The sequence below is a fragment of the Flavobacterium sp. 5 genome, assembly GCF_002813295.1.
GTDB lineage: Bacteria > Bacteroidota > Bacteroidia > Flavobacteriales > Flavobacteriaceae > Flavobacterium.
In genome coordinates, this window is sequence record NZ_PHUE01000001.1 from 558,456 (window position 1) to 575,321 (window position 16,866).

Annotated in this window: 13 protein-coding genes; 10 read left to right on the plus strand and 3 right to left on the minus strand. The window is 31.3% G+C overall.

The annotated features are described in order from the left end of the window. Positions 1–49: 49 nt before the first annotated feature. Positions 50–1,114: an oxidoreductase gene (locus CLU82_RS02240; protein WP_100841552.1), complete on the minus strand. Its 1,065-nt coding sequence runs from the start codon at positions 1,112–1,114 to the stop codon at positions 50–52. Positions 1,115–1,227: 113 nt separating this feature from the next. Here CLU82_RS02240 and CLU82_RS02245 point away from each other — a divergent pair, with 113 nt between their 5' ends. From CLU82_RS02245 to CLU82_RS02255, 3 genes are all read left to right on the plus strand, one after another. Further along, entirely contained in the window at positions 1,228–2,586 is a 1,359-nt protein-coding gene (locus CLU82_RS02245) for a hypothetical protein (RefSeq protein WP_100841553.1), read from the plus strand. A 127-nt stretch (positions 2,587–2,713) separates the two neighbouring features. Continuing rightward, entirely contained in the window at positions 2,714–4,684 is a 1,971-nt protein-coding gene (locus CLU82_RS02250; RefSeq protein WP_100841554.1) for a KUP/HAK/KT family potassium transporter, read from the plus strand. A gap of 105 nt (positions 4,685–4,789) precedes the next feature. After that, positions 4,790–6,043 (plus strand): RsmB/NOP family class I SAM-dependent RNA methyltransferase, encoded by a 1,254-nt coding sequence (locus tag CLU82_RS02255; RefSeq protein WP_100841555.1) that lies wholly within the window; start codon positions 4,790–4,792, stop codon positions 6,041–6,043. A gap of 107 nt (positions 6,044–6,150) precedes the next feature. On the opposite strand, the gene rho is transcribed toward CLU82_RS02255, so the two are convergent. Beyond that, complete coding sequence (gene rho, locus CLU82_RS02260) at positions 6,151–7,989, minus strand: transcription termination factor Rho (protein WP_100841556.1); 1,839 nt, start codon at positions 7,987–7,989, stop codon at positions 6,151–6,153. A 182-nt stretch (positions 7,990–8,171) separates the two neighbouring features. Here rho and CLU82_RS02265 point away from each other — a divergent pair, with 182 nt between their 5' ends. The 3 genes from CLU82_RS02265 (at position 8,172) to CLU82_RS02275 (ending at position 11,143) form a co-directional block, all read left to right on the plus strand. Continuing rightward, a complete protein-coding gene (locus CLU82_RS02265; protein ID WP_100841557.1) occupies positions 8,172–8,585 on the plus strand; it encodes a DUF4293 domain-containing protein in 414 nt (137 codons plus the stop codon). A 151-nt stretch (positions 8,586–8,736) separates the two neighbouring features. Beyond that, a complete protein-coding gene (locus CLU82_RS02270) occupies positions 8,737–9,399 on the plus strand; it encodes a response regulator transcription factor (protein ID WP_100841558.1) in 663 nt (220 codons plus the stop codon). Between the two features lie 49 nt (positions 9,400–9,448). Beyond that, entirely contained in the window at positions 9,449–11,143 is a 1,695-nt protein-coding gene (locus tag CLU82_RS02275) for a tetratricopeptide repeat-containing sensor histidine kinase (protein WP_100841559.1), read from the plus strand. Between the two features lie 5 nt (positions 11,144–11,148). On the opposite strand, the gene CLU82_RS02280 is transcribed toward CLU82_RS02275, so the two are convergent. Beyond that, positions 11,149–11,646 carry a metallophosphoesterase gene (locus tag CLU82_RS02280; protein ID WP_100841560.1) on the minus strand — a complete coding sequence of 166 codons (498 nt, stop codon included), beginning with the start codon at positions 11,644–11,646 and terminating at the stop codon, positions 11,149–11,151. Positions 11,647–11,920: 274 nt separating this feature from the next. Here CLU82_RS02280 and truA point away from each other — a divergent pair, with 274 nt between their 5' ends. The 4 genes from truA (at position 11,921) to lpdA (ending at position 16,807) form a co-directional block, all read left to right on the plus strand. Further along, a complete protein-coding gene (truA, locus tag CLU82_RS02285) occupies positions 11,921–12,655 on the plus strand; it encodes a tRNA pseudouridine(38-40) synthase TruA (RefSeq protein WP_100841561.1) in 735 nt (244 codons plus the stop codon). A gap of 35 nt (positions 12,656–12,690) precedes the next feature. Further along, on the plus strand, positions 12,691–14,451 hold the full coding sequence (locus tag CLU82_RS02290) for an ABC transporter ATP-binding protein (RefSeq protein ID WP_100841562.1): 1,761 nt from the start codon (positions 12,691–12,693) through the stop codon (positions 14,449–14,451). Between the two features lie 116 nt (positions 14,452–14,567). After that, complete coding sequence (locus CLU82_RS02295) at positions 14,568–15,152, plus strand: NUMOD4 domain-containing protein (RefSeq protein WP_100841563.1); 585 nt, start codon at positions 14,568–14,570, stop codon at positions 15,150–15,152. 266 nt (positions 15,153–15,418) lie between these two features. Then, positions 15,419–16,807, plus strand: a complete 1,389-nt coding sequence (lpdA, locus tag CLU82_RS02300; RefSeq protein ID WP_100841564.1) for a dihydrolipoyl dehydrogenase — start codon at positions 15,419–15,421, stop codon at positions 16,805–16,807. The last annotated feature ends 59 nt before the right edge of the window (positions 16,808–16,866 follow it).

Here is a 16,866-nt window from a genome sequence, read left to right on the forward strand (position 1 = left end):
ATTAATTCACTAATTCCCGTTTTATAAAATCTATATAAAACGGGAATTTTTATTTAAACCTAATACGAATCATTTTATTACTTCCAGCAGCAATAACTGTAGTCTCATTTACAAATCGGATAGTAAACAAACTCGAATCTTGACTAAATTGAATCCAATTACTCCCGCCATCTGAGGAATAATACAAACCTGTTGCACCAACAACTACAATCCCTTTTCCTTTACTTTTGGGAACATATTGGATACAGGAAGTATACCCAGAGCCTATATTATCAGCTATAAGTTTCCAAGTTTTTCCTCCATCTTCGGTTATTGCTTTATTACCGAAATTTTGATTTAATATTTCATAATTTCCTCCAGCTACAAAACCATTTTTTCCATCATAAAAATCAGCTGTGAAGATTCCTGTCATTTGTTTACCTTCAACAATTGGTGTTTGAAAGCTTTTCCAGGAATCCGCCTTATCTGAAGAATGAAAAACTCTTGCTTTTTTTCCTCCAGAAACAATCCAAGTATCATTCCCTTTAATAACTATATTAGTATTACTTGCTGCAAAATGAGCCTCACCATCTACGATTTCGGGAAGTTTACTTTCTGGCAATTTATTCCATGTAAGACCTCCATCAATTGTTTTCAATACACAAAGATGATTGGTTAGAGGATCACCAATAGCAATTCCTTCGGTATTGTTCCAAAACTGCATACTATCATAAAAAACCTTTTCGCCTCTTTCTTGATAAACTAATTTAGTGTTTTTTCCGTCTTTACTAATTTGATATAATAGAGCAGGATTAGCAACGCTAAGGACATATATATTTTTATCTGTTTTAGCGATACTTCTAAATTCTATTTTCAATGTATCTTCAGCTATCTTATTCTCAAATTTTTTATTAATTTTTAAATCATAAAAACCATATCGATTTTTATCTCCTGCATACCAAACTTTATCGTTATCCACCACAATTGCCCTAATACTTATATTATCTTGAAAAAGAGTATCAATTTTAACCGCACTAAAACTTTTTGAATCAATTTTATTTTTATTTAAATCCTGGGCTGATACAGAATACAATCCGCTAAATAACAACAAACTAATAAATTTTTTATTCATCATAATTCACCTTTTTCAATCAAATATATAATTTTATTTAAAATCCATTACTGATAAATCATATTTCTGGCACAGTTGTTGTTTACATAGTAACATAACCAATTAATTTAAAAATCATGAAAACCAAAATACAATTAGCCGCAATTATCGCTACCTGTTTTGCCTTTCAAGTAAATGCACAAAATAGAACTACAATAAATGCAATGAACTCAGATATTAGTGATAATCTTGATTTAACAGCGGTATCATCAATTTTTGGCGAATCTCAAAACTTAAATGACTTTGAAAGACGTTTAAATGATCCTAAACTTCAAATTTCAAATTTAGACTTAAATAACGACAATCAAGTTGACTATTTAAGAGTAATAGAATCCATTGAAAATAATACACACGTAATAGTTATACAATCAATCCTTGGTCGCGATTTATACCAAGATGTTGCTACTATAGAAGTAGAAAAAGATAGAAGTAATAAAATTTCAATCCAAATTGTTGGGAACGCATTCATTTATGGTCAAAATTATATTTATGAGCCACAATATTACTCAACTCCACAAATATATGCAAGTTTTTGGGCCAGTTATTACCGTCCTTATTATTCAACTTGGACATGGAATTTATACCCAACTTTTTATATTGCATGGAATCCGTATCCTGTATATACCTATAGACAAAATGTTTATGGTTGTGTAAATTATCATAACACATATAACTACGTAAACTACAGAAGATGTTACAGAGCTCCAGCAATATACACCTCTTATAGTTGTAATGGTTATGAAAGAAAACATCCTGAATATGCATTTTCAAGAAGAAACAGTAGCTATTCAAACAGATATGAATTAGATCAAAAAAGATATAGCAACAATAATAGAAATGAAGTTGCATATTCTAGAAACAATTCAAACAACAATAATTACAATAACGATCAAAGAGAATATTCTCAAAACAGAACAAGTTCTTCAAGAACAACAAACAAACCTATGATTGAGTATCAAAAGGATTACACTCAAAACAGAAACAATACTTCAAGAGTTACAAATATTCAAAGAAGTGAGCCTCAAAGAGACTATGCACAAAACAGAGCAAATTCTTCAAGAGAAAATTACTCTCAAAGAGATTATTCTCAAAATATGGCTAGTACTTCAAAAGAAAATAATGTTCAGAGAGTACAACCCCAAAGAGATTATTCTCAAAACAGAAACAGTACTCCTAGAGAAAATTACTCTCAAAGAGATTATTCTCAAAATATGGCTAGTACTTCAAAAGAAAATAATGCTCAGAGAGTACAACCTCAAAGAGATTATTCTCAAAACAGAAACAGTGCTCCTAGCGAAAATAATTCTCAAAGAGCACAACCTCAAAGAGACAATTCACAAAACAGAAACAGTAATCCTAGAGAAAACAACAGTCAAAGATCTGAATCACAAAGAAATAATGATTACGCCTCCAGAGGCAACAATAAAAGAATGTAAATAAATATAAAAACTTCAAAAGAGGCTTAATACTAACATATTAGGCCTCTTTTATTATTTTAATAAATAAGTCCCTTTTTATTATTGAAAAATAGTAAATTTGACCCAGTTTTTATAAAAATATTAGATGAGCGCAACGCACAAAGACCTCCATAGTAAATTAACTCTAGGTGGTTTATTAATTTCTTTAGGAATTATTTATGGAGATATTGGTACTTCTCCTTTATATGTAATGAAAGCCATACTTGGCGATTACATAATTAATGCTGATGTTGTTTTAGGAGGCGTATCCTGTGTTTTTTGGACACTTACACTACAGACTACAATCAAATATGTGCTGATAACATTAAGTGCTGATAATCATGGAGAAGGCGGAATTTTTGCCTTATATGCCTTAGTTAAAAAAACTAAAATTAAATGGCTTATTGTTCCTGCAATTATAGGAGGAAGTGCTTTGCTTGCAGACGGAATCATTACTCCTCCGATCTCTGTATCTTCAGCCGTGGAAGGAATGAGAAGTTATTTTCCACACATTAATACTGTACCAATTGTTATTGGTATTTTGGTTATGCTATTTACTATTCAGCAATTTGGAACCAAATTAGTTGGAAAGTTTTTTGCACCAATGATGTTAATATGGTTTGGAATGCTTGCAATATTAGGTATTAGTCAGATCTCATTGCATCCAGAAGTTTTCAAAGCAATAAATCCATATTATGCTTACCATTTATTATCTATTCACCCTGAAGGATTTTTTGTTTTAGGATTTGTTTTCCTATGTACAACTGGAGCTGAGGCATTATATTCAGACATGGGCCATTGTGGAAGAAAAAACATTAGAATAAGTTGGATTTTTGTAAAATCAGCATTGGTTCTAAATTATTTTGGACAGGCTGCATTTTTAATACATCATGAAGGAGTTACTTTACAGGCTTTAGGCGGTGATTTTGCCAATCCTTTTTACATGATAATGCCATTATGGTTTAAGCCATTTGGAATTGTGATTGCAACAGTCGCTACAGTGATTGCATCTCAAGCTCTTATCTCGGGTTCTTTCACTTTAATCAATGAAGCAATGCGATTGAGTTTTTGGCCAAAAGTCAAAATTAAATATCCAACAGAACTGAAAGGTCAATTATACATTCCTTCAATAAACTGGCTGCTTCTTATTGGCTGTATTGGAATTGTATTACATTTTGAAGAATCAAGTAACATGGAACACGCCTATGGTTTGGCCATTATTTTATGTATGATAATGACAACAGTCTTATTGAACTTTTACTTAATAATGAAACGTGTAAAATGGTACTTTTTTGTTCCATTAATTACTATTTACCTTAGTATAGAATTAAGTTTCCTTGCAGCAAATATTACAAAATTTGCAGAAGGCGGTTACGTAACTCTTTTCATAGCCATGATTCTTATTGCTGTAATGACTATTTGGTACAGAGCTAAACAAATTAACAAAAGCTATACTAAATTTGTAAAAATTGATGATTACAAAAAAGTACTAAGTGAACTAAGCGCTGACTTATCTATTCCAAAATACGCCACCCATTTGGTCTACATGACAAACGCCAACCGCAGTGATGAAATAGAAGAAAAAGTAATGTTTTCTATCCTGCAAAAAAGACCTAAAAGAGCAGATATATATTGGTTTGTACACGTAAATATTTTATCAGAACCTTATAAAACAGAATACAAAGTAAGGGAAATACTTAAAGACGATTTATATAGAGTAGATTTTAATCTAGGATTTAGAGAGCCCACCAAAGTAAACTTAATGTTTAGAGAAGTAATCAAAGATATGGTAAAAAATGGCGAAGTAGATATTACCAGTAGATATGAATCTCTAAACAAAAACAACATTATTGGAGATTTTAAATTTGTACTTTCTGAGAAATTTTTATCTCCTGATAGTGATTTATTATGGCATGAAAAATTAATTATGAACTCTTACTTCTTAATTAAAAAGCTAAGTTTATCAGAAGAAAGTGCTTTTGGTTTAGACAGTAGTTCTGTAAAAATAGAAAAATTCCCAATGGTGCTTCATCCACCAGAGAATATTGGATTAACGAGAGTCTTCGTCAAAAGCTAAATAAATATCAAAAAACACTGTTCATGAGCAGTGTTTTTTTTTGAATACAATATAAAACATAGTTTTTAACCAATAAATAGTACCTTTGCATTTCAATTATTTAAAATGAGATTACACAGAAATTTAGTTTATACCACTATCGATGCCCTTAATGCTATTTTCAACGAAGGAGAATATGCAGATAAAGTAGTAGCCAGATCCCTAAAAAAAGACAAACGCTGGGGAAGTTCAGATAGAAAATTTGTTGCAGAAACCATCTACGAAATTGTTCGTTGGAAAAGATTATACGGTGAAATTGCCGAAGTAAAAGAACCATACGACAGAGATAATCTTTGGAGAATGTTCTCTGTTTGGGCAGTTTTAAGAGGTTATCCTATTCCGGATTGGAGACAACTAGAAGGAACTCCTGAAAGAAAAATAAAAGGACGTTTTGATGAACTTTCAAAAACAAGAGCTTTAAAAGAATCTATTCCTGACTGGATGGATGAATTAGGTGTAAAAGAATTAGGAGAAAAAGTTTGGGCAACCGAAATTGCTGCTCAAAACCAACCTGCTAAAGTAATTCTAAGAGTAAACACACTTAAAACTACCAAAGAAAACTTAAGAGCAATTTTGATGGATTTAAACATCGAAACTGAATTCTTGAAAGATCAACCTGATGCACTAGTATTAAAAGAAAGAGCAAATGTTTTCCTGACGGATGCATTCAAACAAGGATTTTTCGAAGTACAAGATGCCAATTCTCAACTTGTCGCTCACTTTCTAGATGTAAAACCTGGAATGAGAATTGTAGATACTTGTGCTGGAGCTGGAGGAAAAACATTGCATATTGCTTCTTTAATGGAAAATAAAGGACAATTAATTGCGATGGATCTATACGAAAGTAAACTAAAACAATTAAAGCTTAGAGCTAAAAGAGACGGTGCTTTCAATATTGAATACCGTATCATTGACTCAACAAAAGTGATCAAAAAACTTCATGAAAGAGCTGATAGAGTTTTAATTGACGCTCCATGCAGCGGTTTAGGAGTTCTTAAAAGAAATCCTGACTCTAAATGGAAATTAAAACCTGAATTTATCGATAATATCCGTAAAGTTCAATCTGAAGTATTAGAAAGCTATTCAAAAATTGTAAAACCAGGTGGAAAATTAGTTTATGCAACCTGCTCTATTTTACCTTCTGAAAATCAAGAACAAATTGCACGTTTCCTAACAACAGATATTGGAAAACAATTTAATTTCATAAAAGATCAAAAAATATTAGCTTCAGAATCTGGCTTTGATGGTTTTTATATGGCTTTATTGGAAAGAAAAGAAAGTCAAAACATTGCGGAGAAAAAAGAAAAGAATAAAGAATAAGATTCTAACTCATGGGAATGAAACAAAAAAAATCCTCAATATGAGGATTTTTTTTGTTTCAAATTTTAAGCAGAATGTATTCTAGCACAAATGTGAAAAATATTATTTTAATCGTTCATTGAAATCAAGAACTCATCATTCGTTCTGGTTTGTTTGAAACGGTCATTTATCAAAGTCATAGCTTCAACTGGATTCATATCCGAAAGCATTTTACGCATAATCCACATTCTTTGTAATGTTTTTTGATCTAATAATAAATCATCACGTCTAGTACTTGAAGAAGTTAAATCAATCGCTGGAAATATACGTTTATTAGCAATTTTACGATCCAATTGTAATTCCATATTACCAGTTCCTTTGAATTCTTCAAAGATTACCTCGTCCATTTTAGATCCTGTTTCTGTCAAAGCAGTCGCTATAATACTCAAAGAGCCCCCATTTTCTACATTACGAGCTGCCCCAAAGAAACGTTTTGGTTTTTGCAAAGCATTAGCATCAACACCACCACTCAAAACCTTACCTGATGCAGGCTGTACTGTATTATAAGCTCTCGCCAAACGAGTGATTGAGTCTAACAAAATAACAACATCATGACCACATTCTACTAAACGTTTTGCTTTTTCCAGAACGATATTAGCAATCTTAACGTGCTCTTGAGGTTCTCTATCAAATGTAGAAGCGATAACTTCACCACGTACACTTCGTTGCATATCTGTAACCTCCTCAGGACGCTCATCTATCAACAAAACGATTAAATAAATTTCAGGATGATTAGCAGCAATTGCATTGGCAATTTCTTTCAACAACATTGTTTTACCCGTTTTAGGCTGTGCAACAATCATACCACGCTGTCCTTTTCCAATCGGAGAGAACAAATCAATAATTCGTGTTGAAATAGTACTTTGTTTCTCTGCTAATTTAAATTTTTCAGAAGGAAAAACTGGTGTCAAATGCTCAAAAGAAACCCTGTCACGAACCACTTGCGGGTCATGTCCATTAATTTTCAAAACACGTACTAGAGGAAAAAACTTTTCGCCTTCTTTTGGTGGACGCACCACTCCTTTTACGGTATCTCCTGTTTTTAAACCGAATAAACGTACTTGAGAAGTAGATAAGTAAATATCATCCGGTGATGCTAGATAATTATAATCTGAAGAACGTAAAAAACCATATCCATCAGGCATCATTTCAAGAACTCCTTCACTTTCTATAATACCATCAAATTCAAAATCAGCATCTTTAAAATTACTTTTTTTATTTTTAAAATTGGGATTTTGGTTAGGATTCTGATTTTGATTTCCTCCTTGATTTGGATTCTGATTTCCGTTGTTTGGGTTGGTATTCCCGTTTGGATTTGGGTTTATCTTATTATTAGGATTTTGCCCTTTTTTATTTAATTGATTCGGGTTAATAATTTTTTCCGAAACAGTATTTTCTGTTTTTTCAGCTACAATTTCTGGATTAGAATCTGAAACAACAGTTTCCTCAACAACTGCAGCTTCTTTTAAAGCTTCTTTTTCTCTTTGCAAGGCCATCTTTTTCTCATAAGCCGATTTGCTGAACTTTACAACTTTAACTTCTTTTGCATCATTATCAGAAGTAACTTCTTCTATAGGAACAATTGTATCCTTTGCAATAATTTTGGCTTTTTTCTCAGGAGTTGCTATTATTTCTGGTGTTTCCTGTTTTTCTTCATTTTCAAATAGAACAGGAGCAACATTTTTTTGAATTGCTACTTTTTTTTCTGCAACAATACGAGCCCTTTTTGGCTTCTCTCCTTCTAGTGTTTTCTCTTGGGCAGATTCTATATTAACAGACTGATGCTCTAAAATAAGACCAATTAAAATATCTTTTTTTACACCGGTGAATTTAATAGTTTTAGCCTTTTTAGCTATTTCTTGAAGCTCTGCAAGCTTCAATTCTTTTAATACAGAAATATCAAACATGAATGTTCTATTTGTTTAATTAATTTGGAAAATAATACAAAAGATTTTTTAGGTAGTATCTTATTTTAATGTCCCGCAGTATGAAGTGCTTACGGTAATGTTATGCAATAATACAAATAAAATTTATTATACAATAGTATTTATTAAAAAGAAAATATATTTTTGTACAACAATACAAAGACATGATACAAAGAATACAAACTATATATTTACTACTTACCTTTTTGTTAATTGGTATTTTACCATTCATTTTTCCTCTTTGGACATTGAATGATGGTAAAGATTATTTTTTTATGCAAAATCAAATTTACTCCATATTACTTGGTCTAAGTACTGCTATAACCATTTACAGCATCATATCATTTAAAAAAAGACAAACTCAATTTGTTGCCAACAGATTGAATATCATATTAAATTTGATTTTATTAGGATTGTTTGTATATCATTCACTAAATTTATCTGGAGAAGCAGTTGCTGTTTCTGAGAAAGGTATTGGGATGTTTCTACCTATCTTGGCTATCGTTTTTTTAGTTTTAGCTAACAAAGCCATCAAGAAGGATGAAGATCTTGTAAAATCTGTGGATCGCTTGAGATAAACCTATAAAATTTAATTTATTAATGTGCGAAGAAATCCCGAATGTAACAATTCGGGATTTTTTATTAAAAAAACTGATTAAATTTATTATTAGAAAATAACATGATTAAGAATCTTTTTTTTTATAAATTTGAATACAGTTATCAATACTTATGACAAAGAATATTAGAATTCATCTTGCAGATGATCATCAAATAATTATTCACGGAATTCAAACTTTACTCAATACTGTCCCAAATTTTCAAGTTGTTGGCTTTTCACTTAACGGAACTACCGTTTATGAAGATGTAATCAACAATAAGGCTGATGTTCTTGTTTTAGACATTAGTATGCCAGAGAAAGACGGAATTGAAGTTGTTAAAGAATTTGCAAAGAAAGGATTTCCGTGCAGAGTAATAATACTTTCCAGCTATGATGATTTAAAATTAATTAAAGAAATCATGGATATGGGAGTGACTGGGTATTTAACTAAGCAATGTGCCGGAGATAGTATTATCGAAGCTGTGCAGGCTGTTTCCAACGGTGAAGAATATTTTTGCGAAACTATTCGAGAAAAAATATTTAGTCATGCTACCAAAAACAACCCAAAACTAAATACTTATAAGCCAAATGTAAACCCATTATTGACTGAACGAGAAATTGAAATCATAATTTTGATTGCTCTTGAATATAGTGGTAAAGAAATAAGTGAGCAACTCTTCATTAGTATAAATACTGTAGAGACTCATCGAAAAAACATCATGAAAAAACTAAAAGCAAAAAACACAATTGGTATTGTTAAGTATGCTATGAATAATCATTTAATTATATCTTAATTCTTACTATATAAGCTCTGTAATTCCTTTATTTATAGATTCAATAAATATGTTTCAAATCAGGTTTCGACTATTAATTCCATTTTTATTTCTAATCAATTTTAGTCTAAGCTCACTTGCTCAAAACAAAATACTTTCCAATACAGAAATAACCACTTTATTAAAAGATGCCAGAATTAATAGAATCAATGGCCTTTATGAAGAATCATTATTAAAATCCAGAGTTGCATTAGAACAATCAATCAAAAACAAAAATAATGACTTAATTGCAAATTCTTATTTAATAATTGCATCAAACTTTGATGAATTAACAGAACCTTTAAAAGCCTTGCATTATTATAACTTAGGGCTCTATTACATTAACAAAACTAATAATTACACATTAAAGAATCAATTTTACAATAATTTAGGAAACATCTATTTTTTTGATAAAAAACAATATGATAAAGGAATTTATTATTATGAAAAATCACTACTACAAAGTCAAAAAATACTAGACAAAAAACAAGTATTTCTTACAAAGTTAAATATTGCTTGGGCTTATTTTGACATTGGAAAATTCCAAAAAGGCTTACCAAGTTTAGAATACATCAATAAATACCAATCTATTTTTGGTAATGAATCCTCCATTGTGGCTTTAAACATGCTTAATGGTATGTATTACAATTTTACAAACGAAAACGAAAAAGCAGATAGTTATTTCCAAAAAGCAATAGAATTTGGGACAAAAGGAAACGAAAAATCTGATTTATCTTTCTCACATCTAGAGTATTCAAAATTTTTAAACAAGATTCATGAACCACAAAAAGCATATAATAACCTTTGTGCTTTCAATAAAATTACAGAAGAGCTTCATATCGAAGAAAAATTAAACAAAGCTAATATTGTTGGTATTAACCTTGAAATTGATCATTACAAAAGAGAAATCGACAAAATTGAAACCTCATATAAAAACAAACAAGACATACTAATTGAAGAACAATCCAAAAATAAAAAAATTGTAATTATCGTTCTCCTTATTTTAGTATTCAGCATAATTTCATTCTATTACTTCTTTCAAAACATCCATTTGAAACAAAAAAACAAACTCAAAGACGTTCAGAGTAAAATTCAGGAAAACATTATCAATGCCACTATTGATGGTCAGGAATTTGAACGAAAAAAAATCTCAACATTTTTACACGACAATATCAGTTCTCTACTTTCCTCTGCAGGTTTACACTTAAATGTTTTCACTTCACAACAAAAAATACAACCCGAGGAAATTAGCAAAACCAAAAAAATACTCGAAGAAGCACACAAACAAATCCGAAACTTATCACATGAATTGATGCCTTCCCTATTAGTTCGATTTGGACTTTTATATGCATTGGAAGATTTATGTGAAAAAACATCAAATTCAAGAATCAAGATTGCATTTAATTCTTTGATTAAAATAAAAAAAAGATATAATACAGATTTCGAAATGAAATTATATTTTATCATTGCCGAATTAATCAATAATATAATAAAACATAGTAATGCCAACCATTCTGCTATCAATGTTGAAGAAACAGTCACTTCTCTAATCATTCATGTAACCGATGATGGAAATGGCTTCAAAAACAACCAATTTGAAACTTACGAAGGATTTGGAATTAACCAAATAAGAGCTCGAATAAATAATATGAAAGGAGAATTTATTATTGATTCCGCTCCAAATAAAGGCACTACTATTTATCTAAAAGTTCCTGTGATTAATTAAAAAAATTACGCTTTTTTATCTATTTCAATAATTTCCAAATCTTTAATAACCTCACCATCAATTACAAAACGAAGCATCGTTCTTACTTGGTGAAAACCGCTCTTTCCTGCAGCCCCGGGATTCATATGTAATAGATTATTTTTTTTATCAAAAATTACTTTTAATATATGTGAATGCCCACAAATAAACAGTTTTGGCGGATTTGTAGCCATTTCATTTTTCAATGTAGGATTGTATTTTCCAGGATAACCACCAATATGGGTGATCCAAACATCTACACCTTCGCAAAAAAATCGATTGTGCAAAGGAAATTCCAAACGCGCTTTCGCATCATCAATATTGCCATACACACAACGCAACGGTTTTAATGCTTTTATAGTATCGGTAACAATCAGATCACCAATATCACCAGCATGCCAAACCTCATCAGCTAAATTGACATATTTCAATATTGTATCATCAATATGACTGTGTGTATCGGAAAGAAGAAGAATTTTTTTCATATTATTATTAGAAGCTATTTCCTGCTATCCGTTGCAATCTTTTCTATTTTTAAAGGAAAAATAGAAAAGGATTTCCACTACTATCAGGGCTAGGGCATTTCAGCAAAAATAGACATTCTGGTTTTAAATAAAAATAAGTTTTCAATTCAAAAAACTTTGCTCCAAAGCCTATTCATGGCAAAAAAATTAATAAGTATCTTTGTGCCCATAAACATTTAGTTTAATTTCAATCAAAACAATCTGAAATTTGAACTTTAACATCTAAAATTCAGCCTTGAGATATTTTATAAAACTAGCATACAACGGTACACAATATCATGGCTGGCAAATCCAACCCAATGCCGCTTCCGTTCAAGAAACGATGAACAAAGCCTTTTCGGTTATCCTTAACTCTGAAATTAGCCTTATGGGAGCTGGACGAACTGATACTGGAGTTCATGCCAAAGAAATGTATGCCCATTTTGATTTTAAAAATCCAATTGATACTAAAAACCTAATTCATAAACTCAATTCTTTTTTACCAAAAGACATCGTCATTTATGATGTTTTTCCCGTTGCCGACGATGCTCACACTCGTTTTGATGCTACCAAAAGAACGTATGAATACCATATTAACACTTTTAAAGATGCATTTTTACAAGAACAAAGCTGGTACTTTCATCAAAAATTAGATTTGGATTTAATGAATGAAGCTGCAAAAATATTACTAAAACATACCGATTTTCAATGTTTTTCTAAAGTGAATACCGATGTAAATACCTTTGATTGTAGTATATTTGAAGCGCATTGGAAAGAAGAAAACGAGAAATTAATTTTCACCATTTCGGCCAACCGTTTTTTGAGAAACATGGTTAGATCAATCGTTGGAACCTTAATTAACATTGGTTTACATAAAATCACACTGGATGATTTTGAAATGATTTTAGAAAGTAAAAACAGAGATAAAGCTGGTTTCTCGGTTCCTGCTCATGGATTGTATTTAACAAAAATAGAATACGATTATTTATAGTGAAAAAATAAGGATAAAAATCCTAAAAAGAATAAATGGAAGCAAAAGCATTTGACACTCGATTATTTAAAAGAATATTAAAATATACCAAACCGTACCAAAAGCGTTTTAATGGTGTAATTGCATTTGCTATTTTCTTGTCTGTTTTTGCAGCACTACGCCCGTATTTATTGAAGCAAACAGTTGATAGTTATATTCAGCCTAAGGACCAAAATGGTTTATTGGTCTATATTACTTTAATGGGAATTGTACTTTTAATGGAAGTCTTTTCCCAATTTTTCTTTGTGTATTGGGCAAACTGGCTAGGGCAAGATATTGTAAAAGATATTCGGGTAAAATTATTCAAGCACATTTTGAGTTTCCGAATGAAATATTTTGATTTGGTTCCTGTTGGACAATTGGTAACCCGTTCAGTTTCGGATATTGAAGCCATTGCTCGTATTTTCAGTCAGGGATTGTTTATGATTATAAGTGATTTGATGAAAATGCTCGTGGTTCTTATCTTTATGTTTTACATGAACTGGAAACTGACGTGGATTGTAATTGTGGCAATGCCTATTTTGGTTTTTATCACCCGTATTTTTCAAAAAAAGATGCAAGTCGCTTTTGAAGAAGTTCGTACTCAAATTGCTAACATGAACTCATTTGTACAGGAAAGAGTTACGGGTATGAAAATTGTTCAGCTGTTTCATCGCGAAGATATTGAAGCCGAAAAATTTAGAGTAATTAATGACAAACATAATAGAGCTTGGATAAAAACGATTTTATACAACTCGATTTTTTTCCCTATTGCCGATATTATTTCGTCATTGACACTTGGTTTTATTGTTTTGTACGGAGGATTTCATATTTTGGATGGTGACAGTTCGACCACATTCGGAGATTTATTTTCATACACTATGTTTATCGGAATGTTATTTAATCCTTTGCGTCAAATTGCTGATAAATTCAATGAGATGCAATTGGGAATGATTGCTGCTAATCGTGTTTTTGATATTTTAGACACTCAAGACCAAATACAAGACACTGGAACAATTGAAGCTCCATTGTTTGACGGAGACATTCGTTTTGAAAATATTCATTTTGGTTATATTCCAAATGAAGAAGTTATAAAAGGAATCAATCTTGAAGTCAAAGCTGGGCAAACTATTGCTATTGTAGGTTCTACAGGAGCAGGAAAATCAACAATCATAAATTTACTGAATCGTTTTTATGAAATTAATAGTGGTTCAATTTTTATAGACAATCACAATATAGAAAATTACACTTTGAGTTCTTTGCGTAAACAAATTGCTGTGGTTTTGCAAGACGTTTTTCTTTTTGCCGATACCATTTATAATAACATTACACTTAACAATCCCGAAATTAGCAGAGAACAAGTATTGGATGCTGCCAAAAAAATTGGTGTACATGACTTCATAATGAGCTTGCCTGATAATTATGATTTTGATGTAAAGGAACGTGGTGTAATGCTTTCTTCTGGACAACGTCAGCTCATTGCTTTTTTGAGAGCGTATGTGAGTAATCCAAGTATTCTAATTCTGGATGAAGCGACTTCTTCTATCGATACTTATTCAGAAGAATTGATTCAACGTGCTACCGAAACTATTACTAAAGGAAGAACATCGATTGTTATTGCGCATCGTTTAGCAACAATTGTCAATGCCGATAAAATTGTGGTGATGGATAAAGGGCTTATTGTAGAACAAGGAACACATCAGGAATTAATAAATCAAGAAAAAGGATATTACAAAAACTTGTATGATTCGCAATTTTCTGTTTCCAATCAAGATTAGAGTAATGAAATCATCAGTTAAATCTCAATAAATCTGTTAAAAAACCTTTAAAACAAGAGATAAACATCCTTTGAATTTTAATTTTAGTAAATTTGAAAATCTAAATTCAAATTCAAATGCCACAAATTAGAATTTATCCAAACGAACAATTCAAGGAAATTGAAATTGATTCAAAACTAAAACTTCGATATGCTATTTCTAACAAAGGTCGTCTCGTTAGTTTTACTGATGAAATACAAAACGGTCGTCTATTAAAAGGTAGCCTGACAGATGGATATGTTGTATTACGTTACAAAATCAATAAAGAAGGTGAACTCAAAAACAAACAAGTTTTTTTATACAAATTAGTAGCTCAATATTTTATTCCAAAACAATCAGAAGAACAAACTTATGTCCTTCATTTGGATTACGTCAGAAACAATGATGATGTAAATAATTTGCGTTGGGCAACAAGAGCAGAAATGCTTGCTCATCACAAAAAAAGTCCACACGTTATTCAGTCCCAAAAAAATCTAGTTGCATATAATCTAAAAGCTGATGGACGAAAATTGACCTCTACAAAAGTAATCCGAATTAAGAAAATATTAGCCAATCCTGAACAACCGACACGGCTAAAAATGATTGCAAAACAATTTGGTGTTAGCGAAATGCAAATCAGACGTATTGCTAGTGGAGAAAACTGGGGACATATTAAAATTTGATCATAAATCGAATTGGATCTTTTCTGCATTTTCACTAAAAAAAGCTAGAAAACAAATAGCTTTTCAATTCTATTATATAACTTTTTATTGAATCTCTGTGAAAAGGTCAAAATATGAAGTTGTAAAAATAAAAATTGAATCATTTTTTAAAATAATTCCGTAAATTCGCAATCGAAATTAATTATTAAAATAACCATTAAAATGTAATGTGTTTTTTCATATTCCATTTTAGCTAATTAATAAAAAAACAAATAAAAAATTTTGAAATGAAATACGATATTATAGTTTTAGGAAGTGGACCTGGAGGATATGTTACAGCAATTAGAGCCTCACAATTAGGATTTAAAGTAGCTGTGATAGAAAAAGAAAACCTTGGCGGTATATGTTTAAATTGGGGTTGTATTCCAACTAAAGCGTTACTAAAATCGGCTCAGGTTTTTGATTATTTGAAACACGCTTCAGATTACGGACTAACTGTAAACGAATTTGATAAAGACTTTTCGGCTGTTGTACAACGCAGTCGTAATGTTGCTGACGGAATGAGCAAAGGTGTTCAATTCTTGATGAAAAAAAATAAAATTGACGTAATTGATGGTTTTGGAAAGCTAAAAGCTGGTAAAAAATTAGACGTTACTGATAAAGACGGAAAAGTTACTGAATACAGCGCTGACCATATTATTATTGCAACTGGAGCTCGTTCTCGTGAGTTACCAAACTTGCCACAAGATGGTGTAAAAGTAATTGGATACCGTCAGGCAATGACATTGCCAACGCAGCCAAAATCTATGATTGTTGTAGGTTCTGGAGCAATTGGAGTTGAATTTGCACATTTCTATAACTCAATGGGAACCGATGTAACTATTGTTGAATTTATGCCAAATGTAGTTCCTGTTGAAGATGAAGATATCTCAAAACAATTTGAACGTTCTTTGAAAAAAGCTGGAATTAAAATTATGACTAACTCTTCTGTAGAACGTATTGATACTACTGGAGCTGGAGTAAAAGCATTTGTTAAAACTGCAAAAGGAGAAGAAGTTCTTGAAGCTGACATCTTATTATCTGCAGTTGGAATCAAAACAAACATCGAAAACATAGGATTAGAAGAAGTAGGTATTGCTACCGATAGAGATAAAATATTAGTTGATGCTTACAACCAAACTAACATCCCAGGATATTATGCAATTGGTGATGTAACTCCTGGTCAGGCTTTGGCTCACGTAGCTTCTGCTGAAGGAATTAACTGTGTTGAAAAAATTGCAGGATTACATGTAGACCCTATCGATTACGGAAATGTTCCTGGATGTACGTATGCTACTCCAGAAATCGCCTCTGTTGGATTGACTGAAAAACAAGCTAAAGAAAAAGGATACGAATTAAAAATTGGTAAATTCCCATTCTCTGCTTCAGGAAAAGCAAAAGCGGCTGGAACTCCAGATGGTTTTGTAAAAGTAATTTTTGATGCTAAATATGGCGAATGGTTAGGCTGTCACATGATTGGTGCTGGTGTTACTGATATGATTGCTGAAGCTGTTGTTGCCCGTAAATTAGAAACTACAGGACACGAAATCCTTAAATCTATTCACCCTCACCCAACAATGAGTGAAGCGGTAATGGAAGCTGTTGCTGATGCTTATGGCGAAGTGATTCACTTGTAATATATTTTTTAAAACTTACATACAAACCCCGATTTGGAAACATTCAAATCGGGGTTTTC